Below are 19376 nucleotides of genomic sequence, written 5' to 3'. Positions count from 1 at the left end.
AGCGACGTGGAGTCCTACAAGACCTCGATCCGCAATTTCCTCGTCACCAACCCGCCCGACGTCGCCTTCTGGTTCACCGGCGCGCGCATGAAGACCTTCACCAAGCGCGGCCTGTTCGACGACATGAGCGGCTTCTTTGCCGAGAACAATCTGACGGACGTGATGAAACCCTGGCTGCCGGCCGTCTCCGAAGGCGACAAGCAGTACATGATGCCGACGAACTTCACGACATGGGGGTTCTTCTACAACAAGCAGGTGTTCGAAAAAGTCGGGGTCGCACCGCCGGCGACTTGGGACGAGCTGATGGCCGCCGCGGCTAAGATCAAGGCGGCCGGCGTCACTCCCTTCACCATCGGAACCCGCGACCTCTGGGCCAACGCGCTGTGGTTCGATTATCTCGACATGCGCATGAATGGCCTTGATTTCCACATGCAGCTGATGGACGGCAAGGCCTCCTACACGGATCCGCGCGTGAAGGCGGTTTTCGCGAAATGGGGTGAGCCGATCGGCAAGGGCTATTTCCTCGACAACGCGTCGTCCTACGGCTGGCAGGAGGCCATTCCGTTCCTCGCCCAGGGCAAGGCCGCCATGTATCTGCTCGGGCCGTATGTCCTCACATCGCTTCCGGCCGAGGTCCACGGCAACATCGGCTTCTTTCCGTTCCCGGTGATCGACCCGTCGGTACCCAAGGCCGAGGAGATCTCGGTCAATGGGGTGACCATCCCGAGCGGGGCGAAGAACAAGCCGCTCGCCCGCAGCTTCCTGGCCTTCCTCGCGCAGCCCGACAACCTCAAGGCCTTTGCCTTGGGCGGGGCGGTGCTGCCGGCGCGGACCGACGTGGACGTCAGCGGCGACGCCTTCGCCCAATCGCAAATGGCTCTGGCGAAGAACGCGCAGGGATCGGCGCAATTCTATGACCGGGACACCGACCCGGAAATGGCGCAGGTCGGCATGAAGGGCTTCCAGGAGTTCCTGGCCAATCCCAAGCGTTCCGACGCCGTTCTTGACCGGCTCGAGGCCGCTCGCCAGCGGATTTTCAAATGAACGCGCCGCGCACCGAGGGCTGGGAGGGGCGGCTGTCCGCCGCCCCTCCGCCAGCGCGCAGGCTGGGCGGATTGCGCGTGTGGCAGAACAACCAGGCGTGGCTGACGCCGCTGCTGCTGCTGGTTTTGCCGGTCGGCCTTTTCGGCCTCCTCATCATCACACCTATTGTTCAGAGCATCTGGATCAGCTTCTATGACTGGGATGGCACCGGTCCGGCGACCTGGGTCGGCCTTTCCAACTATGCCGAGCTGTTCAGCGACCCGCAGTTCTACACGTCGCTGAAGAACAACGTGATCTGGCTGGTCCTGTTTCTGCTGGCCCCGGTGTTCGGGCTGGCGCTCGCGTTGTTCCTGAACCAGGCCCTGCCGGAAATGCGGCTGGTGAAGTCGATCTTCTTCATCCCGCTGGTGCTGGCGCACGTGATCATCGGTGTCGTGTTCACCTGGTTCTACGATCCCACCTTCGGGCTGCTCGCCATCCTGTTCAACTGGTTGGGGTTGGAGCCGCTGGCGATTTTGTCCGACGAGCATTTCGTCACGTTCGGCATCATCGCGGCGGCGCTCTGGTCGCAGATCGCCTTCTGCCTTGTCCTGTTCCTCGCCGGCCTGTCCCAACTCGACCAGGAATTGATCGCCGCCGGCCGGATGGATGGCGCCGCCGGCTGGAGCCTCCTCCGCCACATCGTCCTGCCGCAGCTCCGCTCCGTCTCCTTCGTCGCCTCGATCATCACGGTGATCATGTCGCTGCGCAATTTCGACATGATCGCGGTGATGACCCAGGGCGGCCCCTATGGGAGTTCCACTGTGCTGGCCTATCAAATGTATGACGCGACCATCTTCAGCTACCGGGCAGGCTATGGCGCCGCCATCGCCACCGTGCTGTTCGCGATCATGAGTGTCTACATCGCGTGGTTCCTGTGGCACACGCTCCGCCGTGAAGCCAGGGGAGGCTGACATGTACCCCGCCCCCATTCAGGAGCGGCCGCGCGCGGTGCGCATCGGCTATCGCGTGTCGCTCTACGCGGCGATGCTGCTGTGGATGACGCCGCTGATCGCCATCATGATGACGGCGATCCGGCCCCAGGCTGATCTCCTTGCCGGGAACTACTGGCGCCTGCCGTCCCATTTCGCGCTGTTTGAGAATTATCGAGAGGTCTTCGCGACGTCGCCGATGGGCGTGTTCTTCCTGAACAGCGTCGTGATCACCGGTGTGACGGTGATTGCGGTGCTGGTGCTCAGCACCATGGCCGCCGTGGCGCTCGCCAAGTACCCGCTGCCGGGAAGGACGCTGTTGTTCGCCATGTTCATCGGCGGCAACTTCGTGCCCTATCAGATTCTGATGATTCCCGTCCGCGACCTCGTCCTCCAGCTTGGCCTGTACGACACGGTGTGGGGCTTGATCCTGTTCCATACGGCCTTTCAGATTGGGTTCGCGACGCTGTTCCTGCGCAACTTCATCGCGGCGCTGCCGAACGAACTGTTCGAGGCGGCGCGGCTTGAAGGGGCAAGCGAGTTCCAGATCCTGCGCAAAATCATCGTGCCGCTGCTGCGCCCGGCCCTGGCCGGCTTGGCAGTCCTGATCTTCACCTTCGTCTGGAACGATTACTTCTGGGCGCTCGTCCTGGTGCAAAGTGACGCGGCCAAGCCGTTGACGCTCGGCCTTGCCGGCCTCAAGGGCGAATGGCTTACCGCCTGGAACCTGATCTCGGCCGGCGCCCTGTTTGCGGCGTTGCCGCCGGTTGCCTTGTTCTTCCTGATGCAGAAGCATTTTGTGGCAGGACTCACTGCCGGCGCCGTAAGGGGATGAGCGGCGCTGGTTCCTTGGTTGTCCGGTGGTGACACGCCCTTCGTGGCCGACAGGCCGGGTTGGCCGGGTTGTGAACCGGCGCGCTCGAATGACCCTCCATCGGCAGAGGGTCATTCACCGTTAGCCGCTGAATGGGCGCGGCCTTGGTCGGCCGGTGTGGCGGCAGGCGGACGCCGATAGGGGGTCAACGCCGATGCCGTTCCACAGGCAAACTTTGCGACAGAGCCCCATTGAGCGCATCCATGCATCCCTTTGCAATGCAGAGCAGCCGGTCATCACATTGATAGGATCCGATCAATTGGATTCCCACCGGCATTCCCTCCTCGCCGGTCAATCCGGGGAGAGTCAGGCAGGGCACATGCAGGACGGCCCACATCCGGCTGAAGGCCGGGTCTCCGGTTGCCTGGAGGCCTGTGGGAGCCTCACCGGGCGCACTGGGTGCAAGAAGGACGTCATAGCTTGAGAAGAGGTCACGCAAGAGGTTGCGGCATGCGACGGCCGCATCCTGCAACCGGAAATAAGACGATTCGTCGATCGCAAGTCCTTTGTCCAACAGGGCGCGCAATTGCGGGCTCAATTGATCAGAGGCGGAAGCGTGTTCGAACGCCAGCGCTCTTGCCGCCTCGAACGCCATCACACCGGCATGTGTGTCCGCCATCGCCGCGAAAGGCTCCGGCAAATCGACCGTGCTGACGGTAGCGCCGCCTCTCCGGAACAATTCGGTCGCGGTTTCCAGTGCATTCCGGGTCGAGGGCTCCGCCAACGGCCATTCGTAGGTTCGTACAAGGCCGATGCGCAGGCCCTGGATTCCGGTTGCCGGCAAGCCGGTCAGGGCACGGCCGGAAAGCGCTTTGCCGATCAGATCGATGTCGTCGACCGTCCGGGCCATCCAGCCCAGTGTATCCAAGGAATGTGCGAGCGGTTTGATTCCTGCCAGGCTGTAGCGGCCGAAAGAGGGCTTGAACCCGACCACGCCGCAGTACGAGGCGGGTCGGATCAGCGACGCCGCGGTCTGCGAGCCAAGCCCGATCGGAGCCATTCCCGCGGCAACGGCGGCGGCACTTCCGCTGGACGAGCCGCCCGGGGTGCGGCGGACATCCCAAGGGTTGGCGGTCTTTCCAGGCTTGAAATACGCGAATTCGGTGGTGACCGTCTTGCCCAGCACCAGCGCCCCGAGGCTGCGCAACTGCGCCACGACGGCCGCGTCCCAGGATGGCTGATGATGGCGGTACAGGTCGGAGCCGTAGGCCGTGGGCATGTCATGGGTGTCCATGATGTCCTTCACGGCGATCGGCAAGCCATGCAGCGGACCACGAACATCCGCGGCGTCCAGCCGGCGCGCGGTCTCCAGGACCTCCGCCGGATCGAGGTGCTGCCACGCCCCGATCGAGGAATCGCATTCCGCGATCCGCGCCAGGAATGACTGCGCGACCTCTGTGGCGGTCACGCCGCCCCTGGTGAGCCGTTCGACGAGTTCGCAAGCTGGCAGAGTGGACAGGGTCATGGGGGGCCTTGGTTCCGTTTCGCTTTGAGCGGGACAAAGGGTCTTTCCGGACGCTTTCCCCGCGAAGGCCTTCATCCTGCGACCAGCTGCTTGTAAGCCCGGTCGGAATAGACGAGCGGGCTGTCCGATCCGGTTTCCAGCGCCATCACCTCGCCCGCGATGATGCGGTGCGTGCCGAATTCGAATGTCGCGGCGACGCGGCAATCGAAGCTGCAGATCGTACCGGACAGCGCCGGCGCCCCTGTGAACAGCGTTTTCCATTCACCCACGGCAAAGCGGTTCTCGCGGTGTTCTGCCACGAACCCGGCGAAGACGTCGGCCACTTTGGACTGGCCCGTCGCCAGGAAGTTCGCCGTGAACACACCATTCCCCAGCAGGACCTCCAACGCCCGGCTTTGCCTGTGGACACAGCACAGCACGGACGGCGGCTCCGCGGACAGCGAGGACAGCGAGGAAACGGTTAAGCCAGCGCGCCCGAAGGCGCCATCGGTGGCGAGAACCCCGACGGACGACGCGGTGCGGCGCATGGCCGCCCGAAACTGTTCGGCATCGACGAAGGTGTCCATCATCATAGTCTTCTCCTCCAGTTGCGTGCATGGTCGGAACCTGGGCGACGTCTTTCCCCGCCTGTGGCAATGGCCCGATCACGCGGCGAGGAAACGGTGCACCGCGTCGCGGATGAACGCGGCGTCGGCTGCATTCTGGGCCGGGTTGCCGGCCCGGTGGCCCCAGATGCTCGGGATTGGCCGAAGCACGCCGGCGCGCAGGTGCGGCAGTTCCGCTTCATTGTCAGCAACCCGGAAATACAGGTCGGTTTCGCTGGGCATCAGGAGCACGCGGGCCTGGATGGCGTTCAGCGCCGCGGTCAGGTCTCCGCGGTAGCGAGGATTGGCGCTGATGTCGCTCGCCTCCCACGTCTTGAGCTGGCAGTAGAGGTCGGCGGCGTTGCGCCGCGCGAACCGTTCGTCCCATTGCGACCGCAGAAAGGTCTCCAGATCCGGAGCGCCGAGCGCGCTGAGATGAAGGCCGGCGCGGTAAAAGTCCTGGCTGAGCGCCCAACCCGCGTAGATGCGGGCGAAAGCGCGCAACGCGCCCGACGGCGTGGCGGAGAAGCGGCCCTGTCCCAGGTGTTCCGGGGCAGCTTCCAACGTGGCCATCATGCCCGCCAGAAAGACGCGATTGTGGACCGCGGTGCGGGCGCTGCCGCAATTCACCACGATGCGCTCGACGGCGTCCGGGAAAGCGGCGGCCCAATGATAGGCCTGCTGCGCACCCATCGACCAACCGTAGACGCAGGCGAGACGCTCGACGCCAAACAGCTCGCGCAGCAGGCGGCGTTGCGCCTGCACATTGTCCCACGTCGTCACCAGCTCCGGAAAATCGGGCGTGTTCGACGGGCTGGACGACAGCCCGTTGCCGAAGGCGTCCGCAATGACGATGAACCATCGCTCCGGGTCCAAAATGCCGTCCGGACCGATCAGCCATTCCAGATCCTGGTGCTGGGCGGAATAGCTGGTCGGGTAGAGGATGACGTTGTCCTTCGCCGGCGAGAGCCGGCCATGCGTCGCCCAGGAAACCCGGGCGTTTCGAAGCGTTGCCTGCGACAGAAGCTCCTGATCGCCAAGCTCAAACACCCCGCACTCACGGTGCCAGTCCATGTCGGTGTTCCCCATCGGACTCACGTCATTGCGCCTGGGCCAGGGCTTCGAGATCGTCGACCGTCACGTATCGTTCGATGCGCCGCTCGTCGAGGAGACCGGGGATGATGCCCTTGGCCCATGTTTCGAAATGCTCACTGGCTTGATGAAGGCGGTACGCCGATTCATCGACGTAGCGCTCGTAGAGGAAGAACCGCGACGCGTTCTCCGGGTCGCGGTGAAGGCGGTATTCGAGGCATCCCGGTTCGCGTCGCGTGTGGTGGGCGAGTTGCGCCAGCGCGCGCAGCAACTCCTCCTCGCGGCCGCTCCGGCAGGAATACGAAACACAGGACGCGAAACTCATGGCCACTCTCTTCGTCTGTTCCTCAAGCGTGTCGGACGCGCGGAGCACCGGCCGATGGACCGGTGCTCCGCAACGGGTCATCGCAGATCGGCGGGCAGGATCCGGCCGCTGTCGGCAATGAGTTCGTCATCGAGGTAGAAGCGGTGATGGCGCAGCGCGAAGTCCTGATGGCACCCCGTGGTGTGCTTGCCGCCGAAGGTCGCGTTCTCCCCAAGGGCGAACAGGGTCGTGCCGTAGGCGGTGCGACCGTCCTGGCCGATGATGTCGAGCGGGTCCTGGAAGGCGATGGCGTTCCACAGCGCACGCGGGTGGGACCCCCAGCCCAAGTGCGAGATGGCGAAGCCCTCCGGATCCTGCCAGCCCTCGATGTAATCGCGGATGAGGAAAGCATCCAAGCCCCCCTCGATTCCGACCACGCTGCCCTGCTCGAACCGCATCGTCACCGGACCGCTGAGGAATCGCTTGGCCGGGTACCAGATGTCGCCGGGATCGAGCACCAGGGTGCCGTCGCCGCGGCCTTCGGTCGGAATGGTGTACTGGAAGGCGCCCGGCCAATGATCCCAGCGCCCCGGTTCATCGGTGTAGCCGTACTGGCCGATGATCGGGCGCTCCGAAATGTCGAACCACACGTTGGTCCCGTTGTCGGACTCCAGCCGAATGCTTTTGGCGCGGCGCAGGCGTTCCATTCCACGCTCGACGCGTTCCTTGTCCTCCGGCGTCGGGAACAGCCGCTGCAGCGCCTCGACCGGGTCGTGGACCATGAGCATCCGGGTGCCGCTCTGCAGGATTTCGCGCTGCTCCTTCGAGTGCAGCAAGCCGCCGGTCGACAGGTCGATCACCATGTCGGCCATTTTGAGCGTCTCGATCGCCAGCTTTGCCTTGGACAGGATCGCCGAGGAGACGTTGCCCGTTCGAATGATCGGAACCTGCTCCGGCGGAGCGGACGGCACCATGATCGTCAGGGTTTCGGCGCCGATCTCGCGCGCGGCGCCGTACATAGCCGCGGCGTAGTCCTGGTTCGCCTCCGGTTCCGTCAGGATGACCAGGGACTCGCTGGGCTTGAGCTTGCACAGCTCGAGCATGCGTCGGAAGAGGGGCACAATCTCCGCCATCCGGTAGGCGGTTGCGGTCGTTGTCGCCATAGACGTCAAACTCCTGTGTGGGCGTTATGCCATTGGTTGTCGGGACCGGGTCGGGCGGGCCTGCCTCACACCCCGGCGAGGTCGCGGGCGATGGTCATGATCCGCTCGCGCGGGTACTCGCGGTACAGGCGCTCGCGCAGGAAGTTGGCGGGCGTCGCGTTGACGTTCTCGAACAGCTCGGTTCGGCCCGCGTGGGACCCGGTGGTGAGGTCCCAGATGAAGTTCATGAGCCGGTTCTTGTCGCGCGCGCTCATGTTCCGCCCCGGAAGGAGCTGATCGAGGAGCGGACCGATGTCCGGATGCTCGAAGTCGGCCTTTTGGAAGCGCATGACCAGGCCCTGGCCGCAGAGTTCCTGGACGGTGTGGATGATCCGCGGGTAATGCTCGATGGAATGCAGCCTCCCGGCCGTGAGCATGTTGACGTCCGGCGTCAGCACCCCGTTCTCGCTCGGGGTGGCGAGCCTTTCGGCCGCGAGCACGAAGGCTTTCAGGGTTTGCGCGTAGCAGATCAGTTCCGCGAGATACGCACGGACCTGTGGAATGTTCGCCGTTCCCAGAACGTCAAGGACGAGCTGGCCGATGCCGACGAAGAGATCGGCCTTGACCGACAGGCGGGTCAGGATGTGCCAATGCACCCAGACCGTCACTGGTCCATACAGCTTCAGCAGTTCCGGATCGCCGACGTTGAACAGCCGGTCGTTCGGAACGAACACGTCGTCGAAGATGATCAGCTGGTCGGACTCTTCGCCGCGGCTGGCCAGGGGATGGTCGAAGGGGTCCGCCCCCGGATGGGACACCGATTCCCGGCACACCAGCTTCAAGCCTTCGGTCGCCACCGGGATGGCGCCCCAGACACAGGCCTCGGGCGGGAAATCGGGGCGAGTCAGGTTCGAGAAGATGATCTCATCGGCTTGCGCGGCGATGGAGCCGACCGATTTGGCACCGCGCAGCCGGACGCCGTCCTTCTCACGGGAAACAACCCGCAGCAGCCCGGCCGAAGCCGAGGATCCCGCCGACCGGTCGGCCTGTGGGTCGGCGAGCACCTCGGCCGCGATGATGTTGTTGCGCCTTCCGTGCTCGATGTAGCGCTCAATGTTGCCGGCAAAATCGGCGGGGTCGTCCGACTTGGCAAAGATCGGCTTGCGGGCCAGGAGGCCGACGGCGATCAGCGGCGCAAGGTCGGGCGGACGGCCGAAGCTCCCCGCGGTCTTGATCGTCGTGTACTCGATCATTCGGCGGCGGGCCGGAAAGTCCTCCGGAACACGAGGAACCTGCCAGGACCGGCTGATGCGCTCGCCATGCTCGTCGACAAAGGTCGTCGTGTCCATCAGGCTGGGGTCGAACTGCGCGTCGAAGGTTTCGGCAAGCAGCGAGATGCCCGGGCCCAAAACGGGATTCTGGGTGACGTCATCGACCTGGATGCCGCCCGTCCAGACGTTGCGGCCGTCACGCAGGGATTTCTTGTACTCCTCGCCGTTGCGCAGCCGGGTCTTGGTGCCACCGTCATTCCCGGCCGGGCTTGGCGCAAGGGGGGTGGGCGTTTGAGCGAACCCATCCATGGGGTGTCTCCTGTCCTGTTTGAAATTGTGAGGGCGCGCGTATGGTCGCGCTCGGTGGTCGGCGGGAGCGAACCCACGCCGGCGCTTGGCCCACCTCGAAAAAAGACCGTGCTGACGGCTTTCCCGTCGCAGCCCGCGTCAGACGCCGGGGGTCTGGCCGCGGCGCAGCTTGTCCAGGATCACGGCCGTCACGATGACCAACCCGATCACCAACGTCTGCATGAAGGAGGAAACCCCCATCATGTTCAGCGAGTTCGACAGCATGCCCAGGATGATGGCGCCGTACAGGGCGTGCAGCATGGAGCCGCTGCCTCCGGTCAGCGCAATTCCACCCAGCACGACCGCCGCCACGGAGCGAAGCTCCAGCCCGGCGCCCGCCAGGGGCTGGGCTGAATTGACCCACGCCGTCAGGACGATGGCGCCGATGCCGGCGGTCAAGCCGCTGATCGTGTAGGCGAGCATCGAGTAGAACCGCACGTCGATGCCCGAGCTGTAGGCCGCTGCGGCTTTCGATCCGATGGCGTAGATGTAGCGGCCAGCCACGGTGTAGCGGAGAACGGCCCACCCGGCCAGCAGGGTCAGAACGGCCAGCAGCGTGGGCGTCGGCACACCCAGAAGGGATCCATAGCCGAAACCGTCGATGAACGCGTCGGGCATGTTGTAGATGGGCAGACCACCCGAGGCCATCAGCGCCAGGCCCTGGCACACCGACAGCATGCCGAGCGTGACGATCAGGGGCGAGACCTGGAAACGCGTGATGATGAACCCGTTGACGAAGCCGACCGCCGTGCCGGACAGCAGCATCGCCAGAACACCGGCCACGACGCCGAATTCGTTCATCACGAGAATGCCGTAGACACCGCTGAGGGCCAGGTTCGCGGCGATGGAGAGGTCGAGGCCGCCGCAGATCACGGCGAAGGCCTGGCCGACCGACAGGATCAGCAACGGCGCGATCTGGCGGCTGAGGTTGAGAAGGTTCTCGGTCGCCCAGAAGCGAGGCTCGATGAGCCCGGTCACGAAGGCCAAAAGAACGATGAAGGTGGGAAGGGCGCAATCCTTCAGCGTGATCCGCCGGAGAATGGCGTTCGAAAAGCTGTGCGGCCCTTTAGCCCGCGTCATGTCGCCGGCGGTCATCGCTGCACTCCGTCAGCCATTGGTTCGATGTGTGTGGAGGCGGGGAAAGCATCCCCAACGCCGCGGCCCAGCACGCTTGCCAGGACCCGCTCCTCGTCCTCCAGGCACGGGTGGTGAATTTCGTCGGTCAAGCGACCGCGGTAGATGGTGTAGACGCGGTCGCACAGCATCAGCGTTTCCGGAAGATCGCTGGATATCACGAGGAAGCTGTAGCCTTTGGCCGCCAGCGACCGGATGCTTTCATGGAGATCGAGTTTCGCGCCAACATCGATGCCGGCGGTCGGCTCCTCCATGACCAGCAGCTTCGGTTGTCGGCCGAGCGCGCGACCGAACAGGACCTTCTGCTGGTTGCCCCCGCTAAGGCTCGTGATCGGATCGTCCATGGAGCCGTAGCGCACCCGCAGGGCGCGCAGGCTCTGCTCGGCGTGGTCCCGTTCTCGACGATGGGAGACGATGCCGAAGCGTGCGTTCCGGACGATGCTGGCCAAGGTCAGGTTTTCGCGGATCGGCCGTTCCGGCAGAATGCCTTGCTCCTTGCGGTCGATCGCGAGATAGCCGATTCCGAGCGCTGTGGCCTGGGCCGGGCTGCCCGGCTGGTATGGCCTTCCGTCCAGCGTCATCCGCCCCTGGGTCGCCTTCGAGATCCCCATCAGCGCACGGGCCAACCCTTCGCGCCCGCTGCCGACCACGCCATAGACCCCGACGACTTCGCCCCGCCGCAAGGTCAAGTCGATGCCATGGCAGCCATCCTCCGTGTGGAGGTCGCTGACGGTGAGCAGCGTCGGGCCGGCCGCGTGAGTTTGCCGGTTGATGGTGGTGTCGATCTGGCGTCCGGTCAGCATTTCGAGCAGGTGTCGCTCGCTGAGCCGGTCGTCGACCGTCACCGTGTTCGTCACCCGACCGTCGCGCATCGTGCTGACGCGGCTGCCGATCTCGAACACCTCGCGCAAGTGATGGGTGACGTACAGGATGGCGGTACCGCGGTCCTGGAGGCGGCCGATCATGGAAAACAGGAACGTCTTTTCCCGTTCGGTCAGAGCCGAGGTCGGTTCGTCCATGATCAGGATGCGCGGCGACTGGAGGAGGGCTTTCGCGATTTCCAGCAGTTGCTTCTTGCCGATCGACAGGCGGGCGACCGGCTCGTCGAGCGGCAGGTCGATGTTCAGGTCGTGCAGGATCGCGCGGGCTCGCTCCCTTTCCCTGGCGCGCGGCAAAAAGCGGAATGGATGGGACGCCGCCTCGGCACCGAGGAAGAGATTTTCGGCGACGGAGAGATGCGGGGCGAGCGACAGTTCCTGGAAGACCACGGAGACGCCAAGATTCCGCGCCTCCCGGGCCGTCCGCGGATGTTGCCGGGACCCGGCAATCCAGATCTCGCCGGCATCCGGGGCGTGGACTCCGGCGACGATCTTGGCGAGCGTGGACTTTCCGGCGCCGTTTTCGCCGAGCAGGATGTGCACCTCGCCCGGCATCAGGGCGATGGACGCATCGGCAAGCGCCTGCGTTGCGCCGAAGAATTTCGACAAGCCGCGCACCTCCAGCACGGGAGGGAGCGTCCGTCCGTCCGGTTGTCCGCTCGCCTGCTCCGGCAGCGGATCCCGTTCGGATGGTATGTTCAGGTTTGGAATGGTCATCGCCCATCCTTGCTCTGCACGAGAATGGTGTGGCGGTCCCGGCCGCGTTGCGCGTCCAAGGCTGGTGTGAGGATCGTGGCCGTCCGAAAGGGACCGTTCCCGCGGTGCCGACGTTCCCGCGGTGCCGATGCGATGGCGGCCGCGCTGGAGAGGCCCGCCTTCGGATGTCCTTCCTTATTGGAAGGACGGCACCTGCCAATTGGCGGGCGGACGGTCGTAAGTGGACAAGTCGTAGTTGACGAGGTCCTTGGCCGTCATCTCCACGAGCGGAACGTGGAACTCCGGATAGGGGATGGCTCCGGGGGCGGTCATTTCGGGCAAAGGCTTGCCGTTCAGCAGACGGACCAGAACCTGGATCGCCGACCGGCCCATGAGGATGGGCTGTTCCGACACGGCCACAGCGACGTGACCTTCCTTCATCAGCTCGACTGTGCGGTCGGAGATCGTCCCCGTTGCCACCTGCGCCTTGCTGCTCATCCGCTTGGCCGCCATACCCGCACCGATGCCCAAATTGGCTGCCGCTGTGTAGATGTAGTCCGCGCCCGGATCCTTGATGAGCAGGTCGGATGCCTGCGACAGGCCGTCTTCGATCTTCGTGTCGCCTTGGAAGGTGTTCCCGTAGAGCTTCATGCCGGGACACGCGTCAGCGCCCTTCTTGAATCCATCGAAGCGCAGCTTGTTCCATACCGGCCCGTTGGGTCCGGGGATCGTGATGACGTTGGCTTGCGGCTTGTGGCGGCAAACGAACGAGGCAAGCTTGTGACCGACCTCTTCCTCGTCGATCGTGACGCCGGCGGCGATCTGCTTGCTGTTCACGGGCACGCCGACCGCAATCACCTTGATGCCCTTGTCGGTGAGCCGCTTGATGGCCCGATCGAAGCCGTCATAATTTGTGGCTCCCAACACGACGGCATCCAGATTCATCGTGGAGAGTGTTTCGAGCTGGGCAATCTGCTCGGCCACGCGACCATAGCCGCCGGCCCCCATCATGCGTACGATTTCGACTCCGGCCTTCGGCGCTTCCCCGGCCAAGCCGTAGGCGATGCCCTTCCAATAGTCGTCCACGAAATGGACCAGCGTCACACCGACGCGGTATGGACGTTCAGCCTTCGTTTCCGTGATTACGCCGCGCAAGCGGTCGGGTTCCTGGGCGCCAACAGCGCCAGAGCCGACGGTCACCGCCGACGCCATCAATGCGCCGACAATCATGCCGCGAAATGTTATCATGCCTCTGTCTCCCAACACGGTTGTCACTTGGATCGCCGAGGAAGAGCACAGGCCGGCCCTCGGTACGGCGACGTCGTCGTTGCAACTGGTTGGCGCTCCCTGCGCCGGGCCGGTTTTTTTGTGGCCCAACTTTTGTCTGATCTTTACGATTGTTCTTTGGCGGTGAGGACTGGTGGCACCTCGCATCTTTTCTGTGGAACAGGGGATCGTGTATCAGAACTGATTGCGTTGCACGCCGTCGAAGTTGCCAAAAGCAACCACGCCGCCCTTTGCTTCGGGGGGAACGTCCGTACAGCCATGGACAACGCGCATCGGCAACTCCCTTACAGGTGGCGAGCACGGTTGCTGGCTTCCGAGACGGCATGCCAGCCCTAAAGACTGTGCAAAAGGGTCGGATAAACGACTGTGATTGCGGCCCGCAGATTGCTCGCTTTGGAGTCCGGCCCTTCGAACCGACCTCAGGCGCTGCCCATCTTCGGCTTGCGATGCTTCTGTTGCCCGGCTTGGCGGCTCAACGTCTCCATCGTGTAACGGATTTGACGCCTCGTCAACAGTGAATGACGTTCACATATAAAAATCATTCACCTTGGAACGCTGTTCACGTGTGAACGAATCTGGTAGGGTGGTGCGTCGTCGGAGTTTGGTAGAAACGGCACGGATGGCGCATCGCATGGTGCAACCAGATCGCCAGAACCCACATTCACGGTGGCAGCCGTGATAACGCGGGTTCATGGGAGAGCGACTCGCTGATCGGTTGCCGGCATGTCGGGCATGTCTCGCTCGGCCGGTTTGCTAGGTGATTGGCTCTGACAGTGGCCAAACTCCAAAGTGGATGGTTTCCAAGCGGAGCGGAACCACCGTCTGGTGACGGTTGCCATCGGCCCAAGTTGGAAAGGATCAGAATGAACGCGGAATCAGCTGTTCAAGGCGAAACCCGCAGCGAACGTCGTAAACGCCTCAACCGCCAAGCTCTCATCGAAGCCGGCTATCAGATCATGGCGGAGAAGGGCATCGACGCCGCAACGATGTCCGAAATTGCCAACCGCGCCGACGTCGGTGCGGGAACCGCCTACAATTACTTCGCGTCCAAGGATGAGCTGGCGATGGCGGTGATGGAACAGGTGATGGACCAGCTTGCCAAGCGCATCGATGCTGTGACCGACACATTTTCCGACCCCGCTCAGGTTTATGCCTTCGGCCATCGTACGGTTATGCAGGTCGCGACGACCGATCAGCGCTGGCGATGGCTGCTGCGGCGTTCCGAGGTCATTGCGGACGCGATGTACCGCATGATTGGCCCCTACGCGATCCGGGATCTCCGACGCGCCGCTGCGGCGGGGCGTTTCAAATTCGCGGATGCCGAACTTGTTTATCGCCTGGCGACCCACATGATCGTCGGCCTGAGTCTCGCCGTATGCGATGGCAAGGTCGATCAGACCAAGATCGATGAAACGGTGGTTCTCCTGCTCTGTATGGTTGGCATGTCGCGCGAGGAAGCATGGGAGATCAGCCAACGCCCCTGTCCAGCGCTGCCGGAGGAGAGCGCCGACGAAAAGCTGTTCGTGGAGGCGTTGTCGCAAAATTCGGCTTGAGCTGCGTGGGGATGATGCCACGGAAGTCGGCGCTGTGGAGCGGCACTTCTGGCAGCGCTTCGGCGGCGCGCTGCTGCCCTCCTTCGTGGACGGCGCCCCCTGGAGGCCAGCGTGGCAACATCGACCTCCCGCCCACCTTGCGCAAGAACCAGGGCGAGCTGGTCAGCGTCTTCGTCGCCCGCGACCTCGACGTCTCCACCGTCTACCGCGTCCAGCCGACCGCCTCCCCTCCCCTGCCCCTGACTCCCGGAAGGCTGCGGTGATGCGCGCCGGGGAAGCCACGCTGCGCCTCCTGCTGGAGCCGCTCGCCGCCGCCTGGGAATTTCCCTACGTCGGGACGCCGTCAGCGCACGCGCACGAGGATCGGTCCCCGTATGGAACTTCCCTACGGCCGCCCATAACCGGCATGGGCAGGTCCCGCGAATCGCCGATGCGGATTGGAACTTCCCTACGCCCGCCCTGCGCCGATTCGGCCCCAATCGACCGCTTTGGAACTTCCCTACGCCCGAGTCGCCAACAGGTGTCGATACGGAACATCCCTACGGATACTTCGGCAGTTCCCTACGCGACTCGGCTTTTCCACAGGCAGTTCCCTACCAAGCAAATAGATTCTTGCAATTAGATTCTCAAATAGCCTGCGTAGGGAACTTCCACATGGACCCGGCGTTCCGCCCATGCTTTCATCCGGACAAGATGATGGGGGCCAAGCATGGGCGAGCTACACAATCTGATCCGTACCCATGGCCGCGATGCCGCGCGCCGGCTGATCGATACGGATGATGTGCCCTTTTTCCAAATCGCCAGCAACCTCATCGCAGAAGAATCAAACGACACCGGCATCACCTACAGCGGCTTTTGCTTGACCAGCTTGCCGCACCGGCGTCTGCCGGACGACCGCCCCTGGGTTCGCTCGAACGGAGACATGAGCCTGCTGATCGAGCCCGGTCGCCGCCCCAAAGTGAAGAACCCGCGCTCCGCGGACGACTACGCGCTGTTGGGAGTTCCCTACGGCGCCAAGGCACGCCTGATCCTGCTCTACCTGCAAACCATGGCGTTGCGGAACAACTCCCCGGAAGTCGAACTCGGGCGGTCCATGAACGACTGGCTGGACCGGATGGGCATCAGCACCGGCGGCAGCACCTACAAGGAAGTCCGCAACCAAGCGGAACGCCTCAGCCGCTGCAAATTGACGTTCGATTACGGCGGAACAGTCCGTGGCAAGCAAGCCAAGGGCCATACCAACGACACGATCGTGCGTCACGCCATCGACCTCCGCCGGGACGACGGACAGGGCATGCTTTGGGACGAGCGCGTGCAGCTGTCGGAAACGTTTTTCCGTCTGCTGAAGGAACATCCGGTTCCGGTTTGGGAGCCAGCCATCAAAGCAATCGCTGGCAAGTCCATGGCGATCGACATTTATATCTGGCTGGCCTACCGGCTTCATGTGCTCGAAAAGCCGACTCCTGTCAGCTGGGCCGCCATCTACGACCAGTTCGGTGCCGGACGATTGACCGACGAGGGCGACGATGTTTACCGGTCGCGCCTGCGGGCATTCAAGCCGGAGTTCCGCACGGCGCTGCGCTACGCCCTTTCCGGATACGAAGACGCTCGTATCGAGGAAACGGACGACCGCCATGGTCTTATCCTCCATCCCTCGCCACCCCCGGTCCCCGAACGGCTCATCGCGCGATCGGCGTAGGGAACTTCCAAACCCTATCCGATTGACACCCTGGTCCGCTTTCCCGCACTTTGCCCCTGTTTGACCGGTCAAACTCGGAGCGGCATCGTGCCCGTAATCGCAATAGCCACCACCAAGGGTGGTTCGGGAAAAACCACGCTGACGGCGGGCCTTGCCGACTTCCTTCGGAGGCAAGGCCGAAGCGTCGAGTGCATCGACACCGATCCCAACCGAAACCTTCACGACTGGCTGTCCGATCCGCAAAACGGCATCCCGTGCACGTCCCTTGAGGAAGAAGCCGTCATCGACGGTGTGGGCGCAGCCGTCAAACGCTCCGACTATGTGCTGATCGATGTGGCCGGCGCCCTGCAGAGGGGGATGCTGTATGCCATCAGCACAGCCGATCTGGTGCTGATTCCCTGCAAGACCGATCGGAAGGACGTCGTCGAGGCGGTGCGCACCCAGGAATTGATCGAGTCAGCCGGCAAGATGGTCCGCCGCAAAATCCCCCACGCCGCCGTGCTCACCCAAGTCAACCGGCGCGCCCAAGTGACGGGGCACACGCGGGCCCAGCTCGAGGTGATGGGCGTACCGGTGTTGAGAGCCGACCTGCCCGCCCGTACCGCCTACCAGCAGGCTTCCTGGAATGGCGCTCCGCTCGCCGCGCCCGAGGCTCGCGAAGACTTCGGCGCCATCGCGGCAGACCTGGCCCCCCTGATGGAGGCGGAACATGGCTAAGCGCACGCCTCTCAAGCTGTTCAACGCCGATGAGATCAAGCGGTCCATCGCACCCCTGGCGCAGCAGCTGCCGTCGAACCGCCCATCCAGCCAGGTGGAAGCACCATCGCCGGAGCCCGCGACGCCGGACGAGTATGTCGACGCCATCGACCGCTTGTGGGAGGAGGCACAAAAGAGCTTCCTTGCCATCGGCCGCCATTTGGATGAGGCGCAGAAGAAGCTCTCGGCGGAGCAGTTTGCGCTCATGATCGAGCGCCTGCGCTTCGGCAAGGTCGTGCGCAGCCAGATCATGACCGCCTACCGCGCCGTGACCGCCGGCCTGCTGCCGCCAGGCGTCGAGGCGGCGGGCTACTCCGTGGTCTATCATGCCGCCACGCTGTCCGATGCGGAGCGTGCCCAGGCTGTCGCCGAAGGCGTGATCCGCCCCGACATGCGCCGCACCGAGATCATCGCGTTCAAGCGGCGCATTCGGACGAACGCCGCGCAACGAAACGACGGTCGCCGGACGGCGCTGGAAGCGGAAAAGCAGCGGCTGCTTGCTCGCCTTTCCGACATTGACCGGGAGCTTTCCGAACTCGCCTGACCGCCCTCTCCAGCCAAGTTCTGTCTGAATATGGTCTTTGTTCGGACCGAGCCATAAGGCCGGATGGGGCACGGACGGGTGGTCCGGTTGACGTGGTTTCTTCGGAAGCCATATAGTGCATCGTCAACTGGATTTTCCGCTCCGTGGAGGTCGACGTGGTCGCTGTCAGGGCAGACAAGGGGGCGAAGCGGCGCGCCCGACGCCCAGTCGCCGGAGCGACAGCGTTCATGGCGCGCCTGGAGGTCGAGGGATCACCGCTCCAGCGGGCCTTCATCCAACGCGTCGTGACGGGCCTTACCCGGTTTGCCAGGGGCGGCGACGAAGCGATTGAAGCCGCCATGAAGGCTTCGACCGATGTCGGGACGCTGGCCTACGTCGCGTCGGAGTTGGCGGCCACCCCGGCGGTGGCCGAACTGGACCCGACGGCCGCCCTGCTGGCCGCAGGCGCAAAGGCCAAGCAGGACCTGCTGGAGCGCGCCGGGGGAGCCCTCGGCGTGAACGCCGTCGCCACCCTTCTCGGCATCACGCGCCAGGCGGTCGACAAGCGGCGGCGGGCGCACCGGCTGATCGCGATTCCCCAGGGCCAGGACTACGCCTACCCGGCGGCCCAGTTCGTCGAGGGCGGCCTTGTTCCCGGTCTTGACCGAGCGCTCGCAGGGATGCCGATTCAGGATCCATGGATGCGCTTGGAATGGCTGCTGACCGGGGATGACGAACTCGACGGGGCCAGTCCCCTGGAGGCGCTGAAGGCCGGCCGCACCGACGACGTCGTCGCGAACGCGGCTGGGCATGCCGCCTAGCGCGGGACCAGCCCAGGCGCCGATGCCAGGAAAGGGCCTGAACGGACGCTCGCTGCCCATCATCGTCGCACCGCAGGCAACGGTCTGGTACCGCGTTCACCGGGACGCCCTTGGTCCCATCCACTTCGGGCCACGGAACCCGCCCGGCAACCGCTACGATGACCCGGCATGCGTTTTCGGTACGTTGTATGCCGGCGAGACGCTGGAAGTCGCCTTCGTCGAGACCACGCTGAGGAATCCCAAGCTGCGCTTGGTTTCGCTGGCGGAGGTCGCTGCCCGGCGGTGGACGGCCATCCATGCCAGCCGCGACCTGCGCCTCGTCGACTTCTGCGGCCCCGGCTTCGGTGCCGTCGGCACGACGGGCGCAGTCAACACCGGAAGCTATCGGGTGTCCCAAGCCTGGGCGGCCGCCCTGCACGGCCATCCGGACGCGCCGGACGGAATTCTGTACCTGTCCCGACACAACCCTTCGCTCCGCTGCGTTGCCCTCTTTGATCGCCCTGGCCTGACGATTACGGCAGGGAAGTCCGTGGACTTCGAGACGCCGTGGCTCGCGTCCACCCTGACGTCCTATGGAAAGATGCTCACGCCCTGAGCCGCGCCTCTGCGTCGGTGGCTCCGGGCGAGACGGAGGCGGAGGTCATCCGTGTCGGCCGTTTCCTGAGCCTCGGGCTCGTACTGGCGGCGGGCGGAGCGTGAGATAATGGCACGGCGGCAGTGACGTCGGTTCGCCCACGCATGTCCGGACCGGCAGGATGACCTGCTTGCCCTTCTGGACGAGCTGCATGAAGGGGCCGTGGCGGATCCGCGGCAGGAACTGCGGGCGGCGCTGTTGCGGCAGCTTTATCCGGGGCTCCTAACGCCCGAACGGGTTGTCTTCTGCCTGATGCCGCGGGCGCGGGGGCATATTGGACGCTAGAGCACGCCCAGTCAG

At 64.3% G+C, this 19376-nt stretch carries 19 protein-coding genes; 10 read left to right on the top strand and 9 right to left on the bottom strand.

All coding sequences use genetic code 11. The annotated features are described in order from the left end of the window. Window positions 1-6: 6 nt before the first annotated feature. The 3 genes from J2851_RS15040 to J2851_RS15030 are packed head-to-tail and all read left to right on the top strand — an operon-like array spanning window position 7 to window position 2850. Window positions 7-1044 carry an ABC transporter substrate-binding protein gene (locus tag J2851_RS15040; protein ID WP_343206575.1) on the top strand — a complete coding sequence of 346 codons (1038 nt, stop codon included), beginning with the start codon at window positions 7-9 and terminating at the stop codon, window positions 1042-1044. Beyond that, window positions 1041-1997, top strand: coding sequence for a carbohydrate ABC transporter permease (locus tag J2851_RS15035; RefSeq protein ID WP_209767167.1), 957 nt, complete (start codon window positions 1041-1043; stop codon window positions 1995-1997). The genes J2851_RS15040 and J2851_RS15035 overlap by 4 nt, the downstream gene beginning before the upstream one ends. A 1-nt stretch (window position 1998) precedes the next feature. Further along, window positions 1999-2850, top strand: a complete 852-nt coding sequence (locus tag J2851_RS15030; RefSeq protein WP_209767165.1) for a carbohydrate ABC transporter permease — start codon at window positions 1999-2001, stop codon at window positions 2848-2850. A 184-nt stretch (window positions 2851-3034) separates the two neighbouring features. Here J2851_RS15030 and J2851_RS15025 read toward each other — a convergent pair whose 3' ends face one another. From J2851_RS15025 to J2851_RS14985, 9 genes are all read right to left on the bottom strand, one after another. Next, the gene (locus J2851_RS15025; protein WP_209767163.1) at window positions 3035-4354 is read right to left on the bottom strand and encodes an amidase; all 1320 of its coding nucleotides are present in this window, start codon (window positions 4352-4354) and stop codon (window positions 3035-3037) included. Between the two features lie 71 nt (window positions 4355-4425). Further along, window positions 4426-4926 (bottom strand): flavin reductase family protein, encoded by a 501-nt coding sequence (locus tag J2851_RS15020; RefSeq protein ID WP_209767162.1) that lies wholly within the window; start codon window positions 4924-4926, stop codon window positions 4426-4428. A gap of 72 nt (window positions 4927-4998) precedes the next feature. Further along, window positions 4999-6012: an alpha/beta fold hydrolase gene (locus J2851_RS15015; RefSeq protein WP_209767160.1), complete on the bottom strand. Its 1014-nt coding sequence runs from the start codon at window positions 6010-6012 to the stop codon at window positions 4999-5001. Between the two features lie 25 nt (window positions 6013-6037). Continuing rightward, window positions 6038-6355 carry a putative quinol monooxygenase gene (locus J2851_RS15010; protein ID WP_209767158.1) on the bottom strand — a complete coding sequence of 106 codons (318 nt, stop codon included), beginning with the start codon at window positions 6353-6355 and terminating at the stop codon, window positions 6038-6040. Window positions 6356-6432: 77 nt separating this feature from the next. Next, the gene (locus J2851_RS15005) at window positions 6433-7497 is read right to left on the bottom strand and encodes a 2,5-dihydroxypyridine 5,6-dioxygenase NicX family protein (protein WP_209767157.1); all 1065 of its coding nucleotides are present in this window, start codon (window positions 7495-7497) and stop codon (window positions 6433-6435) included. 65 nt (window positions 7498-7562) lie between these two features. Then, window positions 7563-9056 (bottom strand): 4-hydroxyphenylacetate 3-hydroxylase N-terminal domain-containing protein, encoded by a 1494-nt coding sequence (locus tag J2851_RS15000; protein WP_209767155.1) that lies wholly within the window; start codon window positions 9054-9056, stop codon window positions 7563-7565. 138 nt (window positions 9057-9194) lie between these two features. Continuing rightward, window positions 9195-10190 (bottom strand): ABC transporter permease, encoded by a 996-nt coding sequence (locus tag J2851_RS14995; RefSeq protein WP_209767153.1) that lies wholly within the window; start codon window positions 10188-10190, stop codon window positions 9195-9197. After that, window positions 10187-11824 (bottom strand): sugar ABC transporter ATP-binding protein, encoded by a 1638-nt coding sequence (locus tag J2851_RS14990; RefSeq protein ID WP_209767152.1) that lies wholly within the window; start codon window positions 11822-11824, stop codon window positions 10187-10189. The genes J2851_RS14995 and J2851_RS14990 overlap by 4 nt, the downstream gene beginning before the upstream one ends. A gap of 174 nt (window positions 11825-11998) precedes the next feature. Continuing rightward, window positions 11999-13051: a substrate-binding domain-containing protein gene (locus tag J2851_RS14985; RefSeq protein WP_209767150.1), complete on the bottom strand. Its 1053-nt coding sequence runs from the start codon at window positions 13049-13051 to the stop codon at window positions 11999-12001. 902 nt (window positions 13052-13953) lie between these two features. Here J2851_RS14985 and J2851_RS14980 point away from each other — a divergent pair. The 7 genes from J2851_RS14980 (at window position 13954) to J2851_RS14955 (ending at window position 19037) form a co-directional block, all read left to right on the top strand. Then, on the top strand, window positions 13954-14643 hold the full coding sequence (locus tag J2851_RS14980) for a TetR/AcrR family transcriptional regulator (protein WP_209767148.1): 690 nt from the start codon (window positions 13954-13956) through the stop codon (window positions 14641-14643). 137 nt (window positions 14644-14780) lie between these two features. Further along, on the top strand, window positions 14781-14906 hold the full coding sequence (locus J2851_RS36330; RefSeq protein WP_281416032.1) for a hypothetical protein: 126 nt from the start codon (window positions 14781-14783) through the stop codon (window positions 14904-14906). A gap of 446 nt (window positions 14907-15352) precedes the next feature. Then, entirely contained in the window at window positions 15353-16342 is a 990-nt protein-coding gene (locus J2851_RS14975) for a replication protein RepA (RefSeq protein ID WP_209767146.1), read from the top strand. Between the two features lie 87 nt (window positions 16343-16429). Continuing rightward, window positions 16430-17059 carry a ParA family protein gene (locus J2851_RS14970; RefSeq protein ID WP_209767145.1) on the top strand — a complete coding sequence of 210 codons (630 nt, stop codon included), beginning with the start codon at window positions 16430-16432 and terminating at the stop codon, window positions 17057-17059. Next, window positions 17052-17642, top strand: a complete 591-nt coding sequence (locus tag J2851_RS14965) for a hypothetical protein (protein WP_209767143.1) — start codon at window positions 17052-17054, stop codon at window positions 17640-17642. The genes J2851_RS14970 and J2851_RS14965 overlap by 8 nt, the downstream gene beginning before the upstream one ends. Window positions 17643-17980: 338 nt before the next feature. After that, window positions 17981-18442, top strand: coding sequence for a hypothetical protein (locus tag J2851_RS14960; RefSeq protein WP_209767142.1), 462 nt, complete (start codon window positions 17981-17983; stop codon window positions 18440-18442). Window positions 18443-18464: 22 nt separating this feature from the next. Continuing rightward, window positions 18465-19037 carry an RES family NAD+ phosphorylase gene (locus J2851_RS14955; RefSeq protein WP_209767141.1) on the top strand — a complete coding sequence of 191 codons (573 nt, stop codon included), beginning with the start codon at window positions 18465-18467 and terminating at the stop codon, window positions 19035-19037. The last annotated feature ends 339 nt before the right edge of the window (window positions 19038-19376 follow it).

Origin of the sequence: Azospirillum rugosum (assembly GCF_017876155.1) — a bacterium.
In the GTDB taxonomy this organism is placed as follows: domain Bacteria; phylum Pseudomonadota; class Alphaproteobacteria; order Azospirillales; family Azospirillaceae; genus Azospirillum; species Azospirillum rugosum.
The sequence above is the reverse complement of the archived record's forward strand: the minus strand, read 5'-3'. Positions and strand labels throughout refer to the sequence as shown.